Source organism: Crenobacter caeni (genome assembly GCF_010435965.1).
Lineage (GTDB): Bacteria > Pseudomonadota > Gammaproteobacteria > Burkholderiales > Chromobacteriaceae > Craterilacuibacter > Craterilacuibacter caeni.
Genome location: NZ_JAAGAA010000016.1, coordinates 19,437 through 35,067 on the forward strand (window position 1 = coordinate 19,437; position 15,631 = coordinate 35,067).

Sequence of the window (15,631 nt, forward strand, 5' to 3'; positions counted from 1 at the left end):
GGCCTCCAGATAAAACCGGATGGAATTAAGATCTAACACGATATTCTTTCTGGATTATAAGTCAATTGGGTAGGATGCTGGCAACCATCGCCAGGAGAACCCCGATGCCCGCCCAGGACAAGCTGGAACAGACCGTCGCACGCCTGAAGGCTATCGCGCGCGAAGAGGCGTCGGTCGCCTTCGCCAACAGCCTCGGCGCCGAGGACATGGTGCTGACCGACCTGATCGCCCGCCACGCGCTGCCCTTTGCCGTGTTCAGCCTCGACACCGGCCGCCTGCCGGAGGAGACCTACGCGCTGATGCAGCGCGTGCGCGAGCACTACCCCGGTTTCACGCTCAGGGTGTTGTCGCCGGACGCCGCCGACGTCGAGGCGTGGGTCGCCCGCAGCGGGGTCAACGGCTTTTACGACAGCGTCGACGCGCGCAAGGGCTGCTGCGAGGTGCGCAAGCTCGCGCCGCTCAAGCGCGCGCTAGCCGGACATTCCGCGTGGCTGACCGGCCTGCGCCGCGCGCAGTCGGTCACCCGCGACGCGCTGCCCGAGTCGGCCTTCGACGAAACCAACGGGCTGATGAAGTACAACCCGTTGTTCGACTGGAGCGAGGCGGAAGTCTGGGCCTACCTGAAAGAAAACGGGGTGCCTTACAACGCGCTGCACGACCGCCACTACCCGTCGATCGGCTGCGCGCCTTGCACGCGCGCGATCTCGGTGGGCGAGGACGTGCGCTCGGGGCGCTGGTGGTGGGAAAACCCGGCGTCGCGGGAGTGCGGGCTGCACGTCAAGGCGCTCACGCCGCGCTGACCCAGCCGGAAACACGGAGAAACCATGTACCGATACGATGAAGTCGACCGCCGCGTCGTTGCCGAGCGCGTCGAACAATTCCGCGGCCAGACGCAGCGCTTTCTGGCCGGGCAGCTCAGCGAAGACGAGTTCCGGCCGCTGCGCCTGATGAACGGCCTGTATGTGCAGCGCCACGCGCCGATGCTGCGCGTCGCGATCCCCTACGGTCACCTGAGGAGCGGCCAGCTGAGGACGCTTGCCGACATCGCCCGCCGCTACGACCGCGGCTACGCGCATTTCACCACCCGGCAGAACATCCAGTTCAACTGGCCGGCGCTGGAGACGGTGCCCGACATTCTCGCCGAGCTTGCCGAAGTCGAGATGCACGCGATCCAGACTTCGGGCAACTGCGTGCGCAATACCACCACCGACGCGTTCGCCGGCGTCGCCGCCGACGAGCTGGCCGACCCGCGCCCGTGGTGCGAGATCGTCCGCCAGTGGAGCACGCTGCACCCCGAGTTCGCCTACCTGCCGCGCAAGTTCAAGATTGCGGTGTCGGGCAGCGCCGAAGACCGCGCGGCGACCTGGGTGCACGATATCGGCCTGCAGCTGAGGAAAAACGACGCGGGCGAGACCGGTTTCCGGGTGCTAGTCGGCGGCGGGCTCGGCCGCACGCCCATCATCGGCGAGGAGGTGTGCGCCTTCCTGCCGGCGCGCCACCTGCTGACCTATCTGGACGCGGTGTTGCGGGTCTACAACCGTTTCGGCCGGCGCGACAACAAGTACAAGGCGCGCATCAAGATCCTGGTCAAGGCGCTGACCGTCGAGGGCTTCGCGGCCAAGGTCGACGAGGAGTGGCGCCACCTGAAGGACGGCGCGGGCACTCTCGCCGACGCCGACGTCGCGCACTACGCGTCGTTCTTCGTCGACCCTGCGTACGATACGCTCGAGCCGAACCCGGCCGACTTCGTGCGCGCGCAGGCCGAGTCGCCCGCGTTCGCGCGCTGGGTTGGCCGCAACACCCGGCCGCACAAGGCGCCGGGTTACCGCTCGGTCACGCTGTCGCTGAAGAAGACCGGCGTGCCGCCGGGCGACATCAGCGCCGCGCAGATGGACGCTGCCGCTAGCTGGGCCGACCGTTTCGGCTACGGCGAGCTGCGCGTGTCGCACGAGCAGAACCTGATCCTGCCCGACGTGCGCGAGGCTGACCTGTTCGAATTGTGGCAACTGGCCCGCGAGGCGGGCTTTGCGACGCCGAACATCGGCCTGTTGACCGATATCGTGTGCTGCCCGGGTGGCGACTTCTGCGCGCTGGCCAACGCCAAGTCCATTCCGGTGGCCGAGGCGATCCAGCGCCGCTTCGAAGACGCGGACTACCTGCACGACCTGGGCGAGATCGAATGCAACATCTCCGGCTGCATCAACGCGTGCGGCCACCACCATATCGGCCATATCGGCGTGCTCGGCGTCGACAAGAACGGCGAGGAGTGGTACCAGATCACGCTCGGTGGCAGCCAGGGCAACGAGGCAAGCCTGGGCAAGGTGATCGGTCCCTCGTTCGCGCAGGAGCGGGTCGCCGAGGTGTTCGGCCGCATCCTCGACGTCTACGTGCGCGACCGCCTGGCGGGCGAGCGCTTCATTGAAACCGTCCGCCGCGTCGGCATCACCCCGTTCAAGGAGGCTGCGTATGCATAACCTGGTCAAGGAAGGCGTCCCGGTCGAAGACGCGTGGCAACTGGTGCGCGAAGGGGAGGGCGAGCTGCCGGCAGGCGACCTGATCCTGCCCTTGGCGCGTTTTCTGGCCGGCGAGCGTGCGCCGCAAGGCCGTACCGCGGTGTGGTTCGCGCCGGACGACGACCCGCTGGCCGCGGCGGCAGACGTGCTGGCGCTGCCCTTGCTGGCGGTCGATTTTCCGGCGTTCACCGACGGGCGCGGCTACAGCATCGGCCGTCTGTTGCGCGAACGCCGCGCTTTTGCCGGCGAACTCAGGGCCGTCGGCGACGTGCAGCGCGACCAGCTGCATTTCCTGCACCAGGTCGGTTTCGACAGCTTCGCGATCCGCGCGGACCTAAGCGCGGCGGACGCCGCCGGCGCACTGGCCGACTTCAGCGCGGGCTGCCAGACGAGCTGGCGCCGCCGGCAGGGGCGCGGCCTTCATGTTTGACATTCGGCTTATTTGACGTTGCATGTGATGCAAAAATGATAATATTGGAGACTAGTGTTGCTTTTGAGCAATGCTGGCGGGTGTATGGCCTGTAAGCGAGTTGACACTATGTAAACGTGTTTATATAGTGGCTAGCGTTTGCAAATTGAATGATGTGCGCTATTTTGCAGGTGCGCCGTGACGAGAATGCTCGGCAACCCCAGGCACAGACGCACGGTCTTATTTGATAAGTAAAGGGAATATAATGATCAAACAGCTGAAAGTAAGCGCTCTGCTGGCTGCTCTGATGGTTTCGTCCAGTGCTTTCGCGGCCTACCCGGGCTACCTGAACGATCCGGCTTCCGAGTCCATCGTCCGCAACAACTACAACGAGTGCTGGCGTACTTCGTCCTTCGACAAGGCGAAGGACGGCGTGGTGCAGTGCGGCGACCGCGAAGCGGTGAAGGCTGTTGCCGCTCCGGTGATGGTGCTGGTTCAGGAGAAGATCTCCCTGTCCGCCGACGTGTTCTTCAACTTCGCCAAGGCAACCCTGAAGCCGGAAGCCAAGGAAGAGCTGGGCCCGCTGGTCGAGAAGCTGAAGGCCAACGGCGACAAGCTGCGCTCGGTTGAGCTGGCCGGCTACACCGACTTCTACGGCTCCGACAAGTACAACCTGAAGCTGTCGCAAGAGCGTGCTGACGCGGTCAAGACCTTCCTGGTCGACAACGGCGTGGCTGCTGAGAAAGTGACCGCCGTGGGCAAGGGCAAGGCAGACGACGGCCTGACCCAAGAGTGCAAGGCCAAGAAGCTGAAGACCCAGAAGGAAATGAAAGAGTGCGTGGCTGGCGACCGTCGTGTCGACATCACCATCAACGCAGTCAAGGAGCAGATGGTCGAGCAGAAGTAATCTGCCCGTTCCTGCTTCACGCGAAAGCCCTGCAATTGCAGGGCTTTTTCCGTTTCAGGGCGGCTCCCTCGCGGGTGGACGCCCGTGCCGTGCCGCCGCTACAATCGAAGACTTTCTGATAAAAGGGCGGCAATGCAGGTTTTCTTCGGCGACCCGGGGCGATTCCGCCTGGACGGCTGCGCGCTGACCATCGGCAACTTCGACGGTGTCCACCTCGGCCACCGCAGCATGCTCGAGCGGCTGCGCGCCGAAGCCGACGCGCGTGCGCTGCCGACGGCCGTGCTGACCTTCGAGCCGCACCCGCGCGAATTCTTCAGCCGGACCGAGCCGCCGGCGCGTCTGTCGACCCTGCGCGACAAGCTCGCCGCCTTGCGCGCGAGCGGCCTCGTCGACCGGGTGTTCGTCTTCCGTTTCAACCACGCGTTCTCCCGGATGAGCGCGGCCGACTTCATCGACGACATCCTGGTGCGCGAACTCAAGGTGCGCTACCTGCTGATCGGCGACGACTTCCAGTTCGGCGCGCGCCGCGGCGGCGACTTCGCCTTGCTGTCGGCCTGTCCGCATTTCGTCACCGAGGCGATGCCGTCGGTGCTCGCGCGTGGCGAACGCGCGTCGAGCACGCGGGTACGCGAATGCCTGGCCGCCGGCGACCTAGACGCGGCCGCCCACCTGCTGGGCCACCCGTACCAGTTGAGCGGGCGCGTGATGCACGGGCAGAAGCTCGGGCGCACGCTGGGCTTTCCGACCGCCAACATCCACCTGCCGCACCGCCGTCCGGCGCTGGAGGGCGTATTCGTCGTCGAAGTCGACACCCCGTTCGGCCGTTTTGGCGGCGTCGCCAGTTTCGGGCGCAACCCGACCGTCAGCGATACCCCCGACTACAAGCTCGAAGCGCACCTGTTCGGCTTTTCCGGCGACCTGTACGGACGCCGCCTGACCGTGCGCTTCCTCAAGAAACTGCGTGACGAAGCACGCTATGATGACCTCACCGCGCTGGTCGCCCAGATCGAACGCGACGCGGCCAGCGCCAGAACCTATTTGAACAGTTTGCAGCGAGAGAAGGCATGAGCATCGACTACCGCAAGACCGTCAACCTGCTGGACACCCCGTTCCCGATGCGGGGCGATCTGGCCAAGCGCGAACCCGGCTGGGTCAAGCGCTGGCAGGAAGAGAAACGTTACGACAAGCTGCGCAAGCTGACGGCTGGCCGTCCGAAGTTCATCCTGCACGACGGCCCGCCGTACGCCAACGGCGACATCCATATCGGTCACGCGGTCAACAAGGTGCTCAAGGACATCATCGTTCGCTCGCGCACGCTGTCCGGCTTCGACGCGCCCTACGTGCCGGGCTGGGACTGCCACGGCCTGCCGATCGAACTGATGGTCGAGAAGCTGCACGGCAAGAACATCCCCGCCGCGCGTTTCCGCGAGCTGTGCCGCGAGTACGCGAAAGAGCAGATCGCCCGCCAGAAGAAGGACTTCATCCGTCTGGGCGTGCTGGGGGACTGGGACAACCCCTACCTGACGATGGACTTCAAGACCGAAGCCGACATCGTCCGCACGCTGGGCAAGATCAACGACAACGGCTACCTGTTCAAGGGTGAGAAGCCGGTGCACTGGTGCATCGAGTGCGGCTCGGCGCTGGCCGAGGCCGAAGTCGAGTACGAGGACAAGGTGTCTCCGGCGATCGACGTCGGCTTCCCGGTCGTTGACGCGGCCCGTCTTGTCGAGGCGTTCGGCATCGACAACGCCGACAACACGCTGGCGGTGATCTGGACCACTACGCCGTGGACGCTGCCGGCCAACCAGGCGGTCGCGCTGAGCCCGACGCTCGTCTACGGCCTGTACCGCACGCCGCGCGGCCTGCTGGTGCTGGCCAAGGAACTCGCCGAGGCGGCGCTCGCGCGCTACGGCTTCGACGGCTCGCCGTGCGTCGGCGAGGCGAACGGCGAGGCGCTGGAGGGGCTGCGCCTCAGCCACCCGTTCTACGCACGCGAAGTGCGGTTCATCCTCGGCGACCACGTCACCACCGACGCCGGTACCGGCCTCGTGCATACCGCGCCGGCACACGGCCTGGAGGACTTCCAGGTCGGCCGCGCGTACGACCTGCCGATCGATAACCCGGTGATGGACGATGGCCGCTACAAGCCCGGCACCGAGTTCTTCGCCGGCATGAGCGTGTGGGAAGCCAACCCGGCCGTGCTTGCCAAGCTGGAAGAGAAGGGCGTGCTCTTGGCGCACGTCAAGCTGACCCACAGCTACCCGCACTGCTGGCGCCACAAGACGCCGATCATCTTCCGCGCGACCGCGCAGTGGTTCATCGGCATGGACAAGCCGGGCAAGGATGGCGAGCCGCTGCGTAAGCGCGCGCGCCAAGCGGTCGACGCGACCGAGTTCTTCCCAGCCTGGGGCCGCGCGCGCCTGGAGGCGATGATCGGCGGCCGCCCGGACTGGTGCGTGTCGCGCCAGCGCAACTGGGGCGTGCCGATGACCTTCTTCGTGCACCGCGAGACGGGCGAGCTGCACCCGCGCTCGGGCCAGCTTTTGGAAGAAGTCGCGCTGCGCATCGAGCAGCAGGGCATCGAGGCGTGGTTCAGCCTCGACGCGAAGGAACTGCTGGGCGACGAGGCGGCGCACTACCGCAAGCTGACCGACACGCTGGACGTGTGGTTCGACTCGGGTTCGACCCACTTCGCGGTGCTCAAGCAGCGCCCGGAGCTCGCGTGGCCGGCCGACCTCTACCTCGAGGGCTCCGACCAGCATCGCGGCTGGTTCCAGAGCTCGCTGCTGACCGGCTGCGCGACCATCGGTCGCGCACCGTACAAGCAGCTGTTGACGCACGGCTTCGTGGTCGACGGCAAGGGCATGAAGATGTCCAAGTCCAAGGGCAACGTGGTCGCGCCGCAGAAGGTCAACGACAGCTTGGGGGCCGACATCCTGCGCCTGTGGGTCGCGTCGACCGACTACTCGGGCGAGCTGGCGATCTCCGACGAGATCCTCAAGCGGGTCACCGAAAGCTACCGCCGCCTGCGCAACACGCTGCGCTTCCTGCTGGCCAACCTGTCCGACTTCGACCCGATCAACGACGCGGTGCCGTTCGCCGACCTGCTCGAACTCGACCGCTACGCGATCCTGATGGCGAGCCAGCTGCAGGAGCGCGTCGCCGGCGACTGCTACACCCGCTACGCCTTCCACCAGGCGATGCAGGAAATCGTCGGCTACTGCGGCGAGGAGATGGGCGCGTTCTACCTCGACGTGCTGAAAGACCGCCTGTACACGACCGGCGCCGACAGCCGCGCCCGCCGCAGCGCGCAGACCGCGCTCTATCACATCACGCGCAGCCTGCTGCTGCTGCTGGGGCCGGTGCTGTGCTTCACCGCCGACGAGGCGTGGGCGGTGCTCACCGGCTCGGACGAGGAGTCGACGCTGTTCCACACCTGGCACGAGTTCCCGCAGCTGCCGGCCGAAGAGGCCGAGGCGCTTTCGGCCAAGTGGGAGGCGATCCGCGCGCTGCGCGCGCAGGCGAACAAGGACATCGAAGCCTTGCGCGGTGCCGACCAGATCGGCTCGTCGCTGCAGGCCGAGCTCAGCATCGTCGCCGACGAGACGCTGTATCCGCTGCTCGCCAGCATCGAGGACGACCTGAAGTTCGTGTTCATCGTCTCCCGCGTGACGCTCGCCGCCGGTGACGAGACGAAGCTGACGGTCGGCGCGTCCGCGCACGAGAAGTGCGACCGCTGCTGGCACTACAGCGCCGACGTCGGCCAGCACGCCGGCCACGGCCATATCTGCGGCCGCTGCGTCGACAATCTGGACGGCAAGGGCGAGGTAAGGCGGTATGCCTGAGGCGGCCCACCCGCTGCAAGGCCGCGCGGACCGGCGTTGGGTCTGGTTCGCGCTTGCCGCCGCCATCATCGTGCTCGACCAGCTGACCAAGCTGTGGTTCAACGGCGCGTACAGCTACGGTGAGGTGCGCCCGGTGATCCCGGGCTACTTCAACTTCACCCTGCTGTACAACCCGGGCGCCGCGTTCAGCTTCCTCGCCGATGCCGGCGGCTGGCAGAAGTGGTTCTTCACGCTGCTCGCCTTCGGCGTGTCGGGTTACCTGGGCTGGCAGATCCTGCAGCGCCGCTTCTCGGCGCTGATGGACTGCGCCGCCGCCTTCATCATCGGCGGTGCGCTGGGCAACGTGATCGACCGCATGCTGCACGGGCACGTGATCGACTTCATCCAGATCCATTACTACGACAGCTGGTACTACCCAGCCTTCAACCTCGCCGACTCCTTCATCTGCGTCGGCGCCGCGTTGATGGTGATCGACAGTTTCAGGCACCCGCACTGACGAACCCACGGCCGGGCATTCCCCGGCCTTTCTTGACGGAAATCCCTCCGATGACGAAGACCATCCTGCTTGCGAACCCGCGCGGCTTCTGCGCCGGCGTCGACCGCGCCATCGCCATCGTCGAGCGTGCGCTCGAACAGTACGGTGCACCGATCTACGTGCGGCACGAAGTGGTGCACAACCGCTTCGTCGTCGACGGCCTGCGCGACAAGGGCGCGGTGTTCATCGAGTCGCTGGACGACGTGCCAGCGGGCGCGACGCTGGTGTACTCGGCGCACGGCGTACCGCAGTCGGTGCGCGACGAGGCCGAGGCGCGCGGCCTGACCGTGTTCGACGCGACCTGTCCGCTGGTGACCAAGGTGCACGTCGAGGTGCGCCGCATGCACGAGGCGGGGATGGAGATCGTGATGATCGGCCACAAGGGGCACCCCGAGGTCGAGGGGACGATGGGGCAGGTCGATGGCGGCGTGCACCTGGTGGAGTCGGTTGCCGACGTGGCGACGCTCGTCGTCGCACGGCCGGACGCGCTCGCCTTCGTCAGCCAGACTACGCTGTCGGTCGACGAGACGCGCGACATCATCGCCGCGCTCAAGGCGCGCTTCCCGGCCATCGTCTCGCCGAAGAAGGACGACATCTGCTACGCGACGCAGAACCGGCAGGACGCGGTGAAGGTGCTCGCCCAGCAGTGCGACGTGGTGGTGGTGGTCGGCTCGCCGAACAGCTCCAACTCCAACCGCCTGCGCGAAGTCGCCGCGCTGCGCGGCGTTGACGCGTACATGGTCGACAACGCGTCCTTGCTCGACGCGGCCTGGTTCGAGGGCAAGACACGGGTCGGCGTCACCGCCGGCGCGTCGGCCCCCGAGGTGCTGGTCGAGCAGGTGATCGCCGCGATCCGCGGCTTCGGCGCGGCCGAGGTGAGCGAGCTTGCCGGCGTCGAGGAATCCGTCCATTTCCCGCTGCCCGCCGCGCTGCGCTAGGCGCGTGTTCCGGCTGGAATAAGGGCTGCCCGCGGGCAGCCCTTCTTGTTGTGTGCGGCGGGGGGATTGAAATGCCCGAACCCGCCCCTATCTCGCTTGCATCTTTTGACCAACGCTGACGAACAGAGCATATGAGCAATAAGGAAACACTGGGCTTTCAGACCGAAGTCAAGCAGCTGTTGCAGCTGATGATCCATTCGCTGTACTCGAACAAGGAAATCTTCCTGCGCGAGCTGGTCTCCAACGCGTCCGACGCCGCCGACAAGCTGCGCTTCGAGGCGATCGAGCAGCCGGCGCTGCTCGAGTCCGACCCGGCGCTTTCGATCCGCATCGAGGCGGACAAGGCCGCGCGCACGCTGACCATCACCGACAACGGCATCGGCATGAGCCGCGCCGAGGTGATCGAGCATATCGGCACCATCGCCAAGTCCGGCACCAAGGCCTTCTTCGAGCGGCTGACCGGTGACGAGCAGAAGGACGCCAACCTGATCGGCCAGTTCGGCGTCGGCTTCTACTCGGCGTTCATCGTCGCCGACCGCGTGACGCTGACTACCCGCCGCGCCGGCCTGCCCGCGAGCGAGGGCGTGCGCTGGGAGTCCGAGGGGCACGGCGAGTACACGCTGGAGACCGTCGAGCGTGCGGCGCGCGGCACCGAGATCGTGCTGCACCTCAAAGAGGGCATGGACGAGTTCCTCGACGACTGGACGCTGCGTCGCATCGTGCGCACCTACTCCGACCATATCTCCTTGCCGATCGAGATGAAAAAGGCGGCGAGCTTCGACGAGGACGGCAAGGAAGTCGCCGGCGAAGGCTACGAGGCGGTCAACCAGGCGTCCGCCCTGTGGGCGCGCAGCAAGAGCGAGATCAGCGACGAGCAGTACCGCGAGTTCTACAAGCATGTCGCGCACGACTTCAGCGATCCGCTGGCGTGGACGCACGCCCGCGTCGAGGGCAGCCAGGAATACACCGAACTCCTGTACATCCCGTCGCGCGCGCCGTTCGACCTGTACGACCGCGAGCGCAAGCAGGGCGTCAAGCTGTACGTGCGCCGCGTGTTCATCATGGAAGACGCCAACAAGCTGATGCCGATGTACCTGCGCTTCGTGCGCGGCGTGATCGATTCGGCCGATTTGCCGCTGAACGTGTCGCGCGAGATCCTGCAGCAAAGCCGCGACATCGACGCGATCCGCGCCGGCTGCGTGAAGAAGGTGCTCGGCCTGCTGGACGATTTGGCCGCCAACGACGCCGACAAATACGCGACCTTCTGGCGCGAGTTCGGTCAGGTGCTCAAAGAAGGCGTCGGCGAAGACTTCGCCAACAAGGCGCGCATTGCCAAGCTGCTGCGCTTCGCCTCCACCCACGAGGACGGCGCCGAGCCCAAGGTCTCGCTCGCCGACTACGTGTCGCGCATGCAAGCGGGCCAGGACAAGATCTACTACATCACCGCCGACAGCCGCGCCGCCGCGCTGGGTAGCCCGCACCTCGAGGTGTTCCGCAAGAAGGGCGTCGAGGTACTGCTGTTGACCGACCGCGTCGACGAGTGGGTGACCGCCAGCCTGACCGAGTTCGAAGGCAAGCCGCTGGTGTCGGTCGCCAAGGGCGCGCTCGACCTGGGCGAGCTGGAGGACGAGTCCGACAAGGCCGCGCAGAAGGAGGCCGAAGAGGCCGCCCGCCCGCTGGCCGAGCGCATCTCGGCGCTGCTGGGCGATGCGGTCAAGGAAGTGCGCCCGACCGCGCGCCTGACCGACAGCCCGGCTTGCCTGGTGGTCGGCGAGCACGAGATGAGCGCGCACCTGGAGCGCCTGCTCAAGCAGGCCGGCCAGGACGTGCCGCACGCCAAGCCGGTGCTCGAGATCAACCCCGGCCACATGCTGGTCAAGCGCCTCGCCGACGAGGCCGACGACGCGCGCGCGGCGGACCTTGCGCACGTGCTGTTCGACCAGGCCTTGCTCGCCGAGGGCGGCAAACTAGAAGACCCGGCCGCCTTCGTGCACCGCATCAACCGCCTGATGCTCGAACTCTCTGCCTGAGCCTTGGCCGTGATGAAAAACGCCACCCTTCGGGGTGGCGTTTTTAGTGAGTAATCGGGGGTCAGGCGACCGGCACGCCGTAACGGTTACAGAAGCGCATCTCGCTCGGGTAGGGGAAGAAATCCTCGATATGGCCCTCGGCGATCATGTCCTTGCGCTGTTGCCAGAACGGCACGTCGAGCAGGTCGCGGTGGTACTTGAGGAACAGCCGCCGCACTTCCGGGTCGCCCAACAGGAAGGTCGCGAACTCCTCGGGGAACACGTCGTTGCGTTTGACCGGGTACCACACCTCGCCGGAGAGCTCCATTTCCGGCGTCGGCGCCGGCGGGATGCGCCGGAAGTTGCAGTCGGTCATGTACTCGATTTCGTCGTAGTCGTAGAAGATCACGCGGTTGTAACGGGTGACGCCGAAGTTCTTGAACAGCATGTCGCCCGGGAAGATGTTGGCCATCGCGAGCTCCTTGATCGCGTTGCCGTACTCGCGTATCGCGTGCTCCTTCTCCTCGGCGTTGCAGTTCATCAGGTAGAGGTTGAGCGGCTTCATCCTCCGCTCGATATACAGGTGGCGGATCACCACGCGCTCGTCGTCCTCCTCGACCAGCGACGGTGCCAGCGTGCGCAGCTCGTTGAGCAGCTGTTCGGTGAAGCGCGCCTTGGGGAAGGCGACGTTGGAGAATTCCAGCGTATCGGCCATGCGGCCGACCCGGTCGTGCTTCTTCACCAGCAGGTACTTTTCCTTGACCGTGCTGTGGTCGACTTCCTTGCTGCTGCCAAACACGTCCTTGATCAGCTTGAACACGTAGGGGTAGGAGGGCAGCGTGAAGACCAGCATCACCAGGCCGCGGATGCCCGGCGCGATGTCGAACTGGTCGTTCGAGTGCGACAGGTGCTGCATGAAGTCGCGGTAGAAGATGTTCTTGCCCTGCTTTTGCAGGCCGAGCATGGTGTAAAGCTCGGCCTTGGTCTTGGACGGCAGCATCGAGCGCAGGAACTGCACGTAGGCGGACGGCACGTCCATGTCGACCAGGAAGTGCGCGCGGCTGAACGAGAACAGGATGCTGATCCGCCACGGCTCGAGCAGCAGGGTGTCCAGGTAGAGCCGGCCCGCCTCGTCGCGCAGCACCGGCACCGCGAACGGGTAGGCCTGTCCGCCGTTGATCACCTTGCCGAAGATGTACGCCGTCTTGTTGCGGTAGAACGCCGAGCCCAGCACCTGGATCTGGTAGCTCGCCTCGGCCGCCGGCCACTCGCCGCCCAGGTATTCGTGCGCGGTGCGCAGCACGCAGGCGAGGTCGCGCGCGAGGTGGGCGAACGGCTGCGTCCAGCCGAAGTCCTGCACGATGCGGCGGATCACCCGGCGCAGGCCGACCGACTTCGGGTAATAGCTGCGCCAGGTCGGCGGCTCGGACTCGATGTACTCGGTCGATACCGCCGGGCGCACGAAGATGAAGTCGTTGTTGAAGTAGTCGCGGTGCAGGATGCGGCAGAACACCGAGTTGAAGAAGGTCTCGGCAAGCTCGGGCTGCTTGTGGTTGGTCAACAGGCCGATGTAGTAGAGCTTGGCCTGCTGCCAGATCTCGTCGTCGAGCAGTTCGGCATGCAGTTCACGGTGCAGGCGCTCGACGGTCTCGCCGACGCGTTCGTCGTACAACTGGATGCGGCCGCGGATCGCTTGCTGCACGCCCTGCCAGTCGCCGGCCTCGAATAGTGCCTTGGCGCCCTGGCTGACTGCGCGGAACAGCCGGTAGTGCTTGTTGAAGCCTTCGATCAGCGCCTCGGCGATCTCGCGGGCGACGGGGTTGTAGTAGTCGGGTATCTGCATGGCACGCCTCGGCGGTGGGGCGGACAGGCGGTGCCATGCGGAAGGTCAGCGTGGTGTGCGGTGCCGCAAGGCTCTGCCCGGGCGGGGAGGCGCTTTTGGCGGCAGTCCCGGCTGGCCTGTCCTCTTGTTAATGCCCTTAGCATGCTGCACTTGCTTCAATTGTTCAAGCGTCAGCGTCTCCTGCCGCCATTCACCCGGCGCGAGGCCGTCAACGCGCCACGGGCCGATCGCGACACGCACCAGGCGCAGCGTCGGCAGGCCGACCTTGGCGGTCATCCGGCGCACCTGGCGGTTCTTGCCTTCGTGGATGACGATCTCGAGCCAAGCGTCGGGCACCGTCTTGCGAAAGCGTACCGGCGGGTTGCGCGGCCACAGTTCGGGTGGGGCGATGCGCCGCACTTTCGCCTGGCGGGTGACGAAGTCGCCAAGATCCACCCCCTGGCGGAGCGCCTCCAGTTGCGCGTCCTGCGGCTCACCCTCGACCTGTACCCAGTAGGTCTTGGGCAGCTTGAAGCGCGGGTCGGCGATCGCGTGCTGCAGCGCGCCGTCGCCGGTGAGTAAGAGGAGCCCTTCGCTGTCGGTATCCAGCCGGCCGGCCGGGTAAACATCGGGCAAGGGTACGCAGCTTTTCAGCGTCGGGTGCTTGTCGTGTTCGGAAAACTGGCAGATCACGCCATAGGGTTTATTCAGCAGGACGAGTTCAGGCATTTGGTATAGCGGTGCGGCCGGGAATTCAGCATAATAGCAAGCCGGGATGCATCAGGCTGAGAATAAGACCCTCTACGAAGAGGGGACGGCATCCCGCTCTACCCGAGTTCACCACTCGTGGCCGTCCGCGACGGGCCCATTCTTGCCCGTGCCGCCGGGCGGCGGCAGAGTCATTTTGCAACCAACCCATGATGGAGTAGGCATGAGCGCCCAATCCCTGATCAAGGTTCCCGCTGCAGGTCAGAAAATCGTTCCCGGACAGGCTACCCCGAACAACCCGATCATCCCGTTCATCGAGGGTGACGGCATCGGCGTCGACATCACGCCGGTGATGATCAAGGTCATCGACGCAGCAGTCGAGAAGGCCTACGCAGGCCAGAAAAAAATCCACTGGATGGAAGTGTACGCCGGCGAGAAGTCGACCCGCCTGTACGGCCCGGACGAGTGGTTGCCGAAGGAAACCTTCGACGCGCTGAAAGAGTACTCCGTCTCGATCAAGGGCCCGATGACCACGCCGGTCGGCGGCGGCATCCGCTCGCTGAACGTCGCGCTGCGCCAGGAGCTCGACCTCTACCAGTGCGTGCGTCCGGTCCAGTACTTCAAGGGCGTGCCCAGCCCGCTGAAGAACCCGGAACTGACCAATATGGTCATCTTCCGCGAGAACACCGAAGACATCTACGCCGGCATCGAATGGTCGGCCGAGTCCGAAGCGGCCAAGAAGGTGATCGCCTTCCTGCAAGAAGAGATGGGCGTCAAGAAGATCCGCTTCCCGGAAACCTCCGGCATCGGCATCAAGCCGATCTCCGTCGAGGGTACCACCCGCCTGGTGCGCGCCGCGATCCAGTACGCGATCGATAACGACCGCAAGTCGCTGACCATCGTGCACAAGGGCAACATCATGAAGTTCACCGAGGGCCTGTTCCGCGATACCGCGTACCAGGTCGCGCGTGAAGAGTTCGGCGCCGAACTGATCGACGGCGGCCCGTGGTGCAAGTTCACCAACCCGAAGACCGGCCGCGAGATCGTCGTCAAGGACGCGATCGCCGACGCCTTCCTGCAGCAGATCCTGCTGCGTCCGGCCGAGTACGACGTGATCGCCACCACCAACCTGAACGGCGACTACATCTCCGACGCGCTGGCCGCGCAGGTCGGCGGCATCGGCATCGCGCCGGGTGCCAACATCTCCGACAAGTACGCGTGCTTCGAGGCGACCCACGGCACCGCGCCGAAGTACGCCGGCCTCGACAAGGTCAACCCGGGCTCGCTGATCCTGTCTGCCGAGATGATGCTGCGTCACCTGGGCTGGAAGGAAGCGGCCGACCTGGTGATCAAGTCGATGGAAGCGGCGATCGCCGACAAGCAGGTGACCTACGACTTCGCCCGCCTGATGGACGGTGCGACCGAGGTGAGCTGTTCGGCCTTCGGCGACGCGATGATCGCCCGCATGTAAGCCTGGCTTGCCCAAGAGACAACCGGCCGCCTTCGGGCGGCCGGTTTTTTATTGCGCGCCGTGTGGCAGGGCGACAAAAAACCGCCTCCTGAGGGAGGCGGTTTTTTTCATCCGGCGAAGTGGCCTTGGCCGCTTCAGCGAGGCCGAATCAAGCGGCTTGGATGTTCGAAGCTTGCTTGCCCTTCGGACCCTGCACCACGTCGAAGCTGACGCGCTGACCTTCTTTCAGGGTCTTGAAGCCTTGCATGTTGATCGCGGAGAAGTGCGCGAACAGGTCTTCGCCGCCTTCGTCCGGGGTGATGAAGCCGAAGCCCTTCGAATCATTGAACCACTTTACGGTGCCAAGTGCCATTATACTTCCTTAACTTACGGTAACGGGCTGGTGAGGCCGAACAACAAAAGCGAATGTCTGCAACGGCTTCATTCCAATGCAATACATAAGCCAAGCACCAAGGCCATTTCTACGCAATAATG

13 protein-coding genes are annotated in these 15,631 nt (G+C 65.4%); 10 read left to right on the forward strand and 3 right to left on the reverse strand.

Going from position 1 to position 15,631, the window contains the following annotated elements; translation table 11 throughout:
• Positions 1-104: 104 nt before the first annotated feature.
• The 9 genes from GZH52_RS15240 (at position 105) to htpG (ending at position 11,177) form a co-directional block, all read left to right on the forward strand.
• Positions 105-800, forward strand: a complete 696-nt coding sequence (locus GZH52_RS15240) for a phosphoadenylyl-sulfate reductase (protein WP_163317767.1) — start codon at positions 105-107, stop codon at positions 798-800.
• Positions 801-824: 24 nt separating this feature from the next.
• On the forward strand, positions 825-2,474 hold the full coding sequence (locus GZH52_RS15245; RefSeq protein WP_163317769.1) for a nitrite/sulfite reductase: 1,650 nt from the start codon (positions 825-827) through the stop codon (positions 2,472-2,474).
• Positions 2,467-2,943: a DUF934 domain-containing protein gene (locus GZH52_RS15250; protein WP_163317772.1), complete on the forward strand. Its 477-nt coding sequence runs from the start codon at positions 2,467-2,469 to the stop codon at positions 2,941-2,943. The genes GZH52_RS15245 and GZH52_RS15250 overlap by 8 nt, the downstream gene beginning before the upstream one ends.
• Positions 2,944-3,187: 244 nt before the next feature.
• Positions 3,188-3,829 (forward strand): OmpA family protein, encoded by a 642-nt coding sequence (locus tag GZH52_RS15255; RefSeq protein ID WP_163317774.1) that lies wholly within the window; start codon positions 3,188-3,190, stop codon positions 3,827-3,829.
• A 132-nt stretch (positions 3,830-3,961) separates the two neighbouring features.
• Positions 3,962-4,897, forward strand: a complete 936-nt coding sequence (locus GZH52_RS15260) for a bifunctional riboflavin kinase/FAD synthetase (RefSeq protein WP_163317776.1) — start codon at positions 3,962-3,964, stop codon at positions 4,895-4,897.
• Positions 4,894-7,674 carry an isoleucine--tRNA ligase gene (gene ileS / locus GZH52_RS15265; RefSeq protein WP_163317778.1) on the forward strand — a complete coding sequence of 927 codons (2,781 nt, stop codon included), beginning with the start codon at positions 4,894-4,896 and terminating at the stop codon, positions 7,672-7,674. Before GZH52_RS15260 ends, ileS begins: the two co-directional genes overlap by 4 nt.
• Positions 7,667-8,170, forward strand: a complete 504-nt coding sequence (gene lspA, locus GZH52_RS15270) for a signal peptidase II (RefSeq protein ID WP_163317780.1) — start codon at positions 7,667-7,669, stop codon at positions 8,168-8,170. The genes ileS and lspA overlap by 8 nt, the downstream gene beginning before the upstream one ends.
• A 50-nt stretch (positions 8,171-8,220) precedes the next feature.
• On the forward strand, positions 8,221-9,147 hold the full coding sequence (gene ispH, locus GZH52_RS15275; protein WP_163317782.1) for a 4-hydroxy-3-methylbut-2-enyl diphosphate reductase: 927 nt from the start codon (positions 8,221-8,223) through the stop codon (positions 9,145-9,147).
• A 131-nt stretch (positions 9,148-9,278) separates the two neighbouring features.
• Positions 9,279-11,177: a molecular chaperone HtpG gene (htpG, locus tag GZH52_RS15280; RefSeq protein ID WP_163317784.1), complete on the forward strand. Its 1,899-nt coding sequence runs from the start codon at positions 9,279-9,281 to the stop codon at positions 11,175-11,177.
• Between the two features lie 61 nt (positions 11,178-11,238).
• Here the strand turns inward: htpG and aceK are convergent, their stop codons facing one another.
• Both aceK and GZH52_RS15290 read right to left on the reverse strand, forming a co-directional pair.
• Entirely contained in the window at positions 11,239-12,999 is a 1,761-nt protein-coding gene (gene aceK, locus GZH52_RS15285) for a bifunctional isocitrate dehydrogenase kinase/phosphatase (RefSeq protein WP_163317786.1), read from the reverse strand.
• Positions 13,000-13,044: 45 nt separating this feature from the next.
• The gene (locus GZH52_RS15290) at positions 13,045-13,707 is read right to left on the reverse strand and encodes a pseudouridine synthase (RefSeq protein ID WP_163317788.1); all 663 of its coding nucleotides are present in this window, start codon (positions 13,705-13,707) and stop codon (positions 13,045-13,047) included.
• Positions 13,708-13,909: 202 nt separating this feature from the next.
• Between GZH52_RS15290 and icd the strand changes: the two genes are divergently transcribed.
• Positions 13,910-15,157, forward strand: a complete 1,248-nt coding sequence (gene icd, locus GZH52_RS15295) for an NADP-dependent isocitrate dehydrogenase (protein WP_163317790.1) — start codon at positions 13,910-13,912, stop codon at positions 15,155-15,157.
• 148 nt (positions 15,158-15,305) lie between these two features.
• Here the strand turns inward: icd and GZH52_RS15300 are convergent, their stop codons facing one another.
• The gene (locus GZH52_RS15300) at positions 15,306-15,509 is read right to left on the reverse strand and encodes a cold-shock protein (RefSeq protein WP_136554908.1); all 204 of its coding nucleotides are present in this window, start codon (positions 15,507-15,509) and stop codon (positions 15,306-15,308) included.
• Positions 15,510-15,631 lie beyond the last annotated feature (122 nt).